This window comes from Pseudoalteromonas sp. Isolate3, from assembly GCF_022398505.1.
Classification (GTDB): domain Bacteria; phylum Pseudomonadota; class Gammaproteobacteria; order Enterobacterales; family Alteromonadaceae; genus Pseudoalteromonas; species Pseudoalteromonas apostichopi.
Map to the genome: position 1 here is coordinate 1 of NZ_JAKEVN010000219.1, position 2,634 is coordinate 2,634.

The following is a 2,634-nucleotide window of genomic DNA, read 5'->3' on the forward strand; positions in this document are numbered from 1 at the left end:
TGATATTTATTTTCAATTAATAGTAGTAGGGTAGAGCTGTTCGCTAAGGTATTATTTTTTATGATGTTATTATCTAAAACAATGGTAGTTTTATTTTTCATAGGGATGTCTGTGTTGCGTACTGTATTTTTACTCTGTGCTTGTTGGGTTATGCCTGCTTTTGCTGGCACTATTAACAGCCAGTTTCCGACAGAAATTGACCCACATGGTCACTATGTTTTTTATTCACATGGTTTTATTGTAGAAGGGCATAACCCTAAGCCTGTTCACAAAATCTTTGGGATTTATGATTTTGTTGCCGTAAAAGAAGCGCTTGCAGATGAGAGCTATCATTTAATTGCTTACCATAGACCAAAAGGCACAGAACCTTTTGTGTTTGCGAAAAAGCTTGCAGCAGACGTTGAAGCATTAATAACTGCCGGTGTTGCTGAATCAAACATCAGTTTGGTTGGTTTTTCAAGGGGTGGGGCATTGTCGATAATGGCAGCCAATGAACTTAAACGTACAAATATCAACTTAATTATTTTAGCTGGTTGTGCTGGTTTAATTAAAAAGCTCCCATCAGTTAAAGCTTACGGCAAGGTTTACTCTATCTTTGAACGTTCAGATCAGGTTGGCTCTTGCCAATTTTTAATTGATAGGAATGAGGTAACCAAGTTCGAAGAAATAAGCATCAATACAGGGCTTTCACATGGCGCATTTTATAAGCCAAAAGATGAATGGGTGTTACCTATTAAGAAGTGGCTAAAGGATTAACTATGCCTTATATATTGTTATTTTTAGCGATTAGTGTTTTCGGAATAAGCTTTTCAAGCGATGCTGAGCCGTTTATGTTGCCGCGCACTGATACAGTTTTGCTTAAAGATAAACATTCAGACAACGAATACCCAATCACTATTAAACTGCCACCTAGCTACCAAAAGCAAAGTCATAAACGCTACCCTGTGGTGTATCTATTAGATGCAAATTATAGTTTGCCAATTGCCTCTGGTGCTAGTCGCTTTATGATGAATTCGGGGTCCATTGAAGAGGTGATTATCGTTGCTATAGGGTACCAAAAAGGCATGTCTGGGCTTAATAGCCGTATTTATGACTACACCCCATTTGAAGATAAAAATTGGCAGCGACAGACTGGGGGAGCAAGAAACTACCTCAATTATTTAAAACAATCCGTATTGCCCTATATTGATGCTCACTACAGAACAAGCCAAAAAACACCTTGGTCGGTAACTCGCTTGGTGGTTTATTTGCAGCCTATACCTTGTTTACTGAGCCTACGCTTTTTTCTAGTTATGTCATAGGTAGCCCTTCAGTGTGGTTTAAGCAGCATGACCTTTTAGCTTTACCTGTGGTGTCCACGAGCAAAACAACTAAAGTGTATATTGGTATCGGAGAACTTGAGGAAAGTGAAGGTGAACAAATGGTTTCGGGCGCAAGGCTATTAGCAGCTAAAATTAATAAACAAAGCGGCGCGCTGGTTACAACAAATTTATTTGTTATCCCTCAGGCACGCCATGCAACAGCATTCCCAACAACGATTACCCAAGCCTTAGACTGGATTTACCAGGTTAATGATAACTAAAGAGCGTGACACTTTTTATATTTTTTGCCGCTACCACAAGGGCATTCATCATTACGGCCAATTTTAATATCTGCAACTGGCGTTATATCACCATCTAGGTAACGCCATAGGCCATCTTCTTTAATAAAACGCGATTTTTCGTGTAACTCACAATACAAGTTTTGGTAAAAGTAATTTGCTTTAAATTCTACAAAACCTTCTTGATCATTATGTTCAGTATCTAAAACACTGAGTTTGGTAAAACGGCAGCTATTAGCAAAATCTTTGATTTCGCGAACCGGGTTAGCGGCTTGCTGGCTTTGTGCATAGGTACTAAATACATATTTAGCATCTTTTAGCGCGTAGGCACTAAAACGAGAACGCATAAGTTGCTCTGGGTTATCAGCTTGGCTTGCACCTGTATGAAAAGGTTGGCAGCAAAGCTCGTAAGTCAATTCGCTGCCACAAGGACAAAGGGAGTGTGTGAGTGATGTCATAACAACTTACCTAAAACTATAAATTGTTATTTTAACAAGCCTATTGTGGCTGCGGTACTAAATTGTTTAATTGGGCGCTTTTTGTAAAACAATAAAACTTAGCAGATGCCTGCTCAAGGTTTAAGTTCATCGAATCAAGTTGATGATTGCTTACAATATCTGTCCATGTGATTACAGCAGCAAAATTACCGTTATGTAATGCTGAGCTAAGTACATACTCAAGGTTTACTAAATGCTTTTGTCTTATCACAAGCAGTTTGCTGGTATCAATCGAACACGAATCTAATAACGCTTTACTAGGAACATGATCAGGAGCAATTAATAGGGTCCATGCATTTTGGCTATTGTAATGATGCAATACCTTTAATAGTTCAAAGGTTGCTGATATTTCATCTTCAATTTGAATTAAGTTAACAGACGCTTTGTCGTTATCTTGTTGGTAGCTTTTAACTGTTCTTAAGGTAATTGGCTGTAACATAACTTTCACTCACTGGTTGTTTATACAGTATGTGTATACAGTAGTTTATACAGTGTTCTTGCGCAAGTACTTTTTTGCTATTTTTTAACCAATAATTC

The 2,634-nt window shown here is 38.0% G+C and carries 3 protein-coding genes and 1 pseudogene; 2 read left to right on the plus strand and 2 right to left on the minus strand.

The genetic code is table 11. From position 1 onward, the window contains the following. The first annotated feature begins 111 nt into the window (after positions 1 to 111). Complete coding sequence (locus tag L1D46_RS20310) at positions 112 to 756, plus strand: alpha/beta hydrolase (protein WP_239978140.1); 645 nt, start codon at positions 112 to 114, stop codon at positions 754 to 756. Between the two features lie 74 nt (positions 757 to 830). Then, a pseudogene (locus L1D46_RS20315) lies at positions 831 to 1,582 on the plus strand (alpha/beta hydrolase-fold protein). Here L1D46_RS20315 and L1D46_RS20320 read toward each other — a convergent pair. After that, positions 1,579 to 2,058 carry a YchJ family protein gene (locus tag L1D46_RS20320; protein ID WP_130051217.1) on the minus strand — a complete coding sequence of 160 codons (480 nt, stop codon included), beginning with the start codon at positions 2,056 to 2,058 and terminating at the stop codon, positions 1,579 to 1,581. The pseudogene L1D46_RS20315 and the gene L1D46_RS20320 overlap by 4 nt on opposite strands. Positions 2,059 to 2,098: 40 nt before the next feature. Then, positions 2,099 to 2,536, minus strand: a complete 438-nt coding sequence (locus tag L1D46_RS20325; protein WP_130051218.1) for a SulA-like leucine-rich domain-containing protein — start codon at positions 2,534 to 2,536, stop codon at positions 2,099 to 2,101. Positions 2,537 to 2,634 lie beyond the last annotated feature (98 nt).

Coding starts and splice junctions, on each gene's coding strand:
- L1D46_RS20320 (WP_130051217.1), bottom strand. CDS start 2,058: ATGACATCACTCACACACTCCCTTTGTCCTTGTGGCAGCGAATTGACT.
- L1D46_RS20325 (WP_130051218.1), bottom strand. CDS start 2,536: ATGTTACAGCCAATTACCTTAAGAACAGTTAAAAGCTACCAACAAGAT.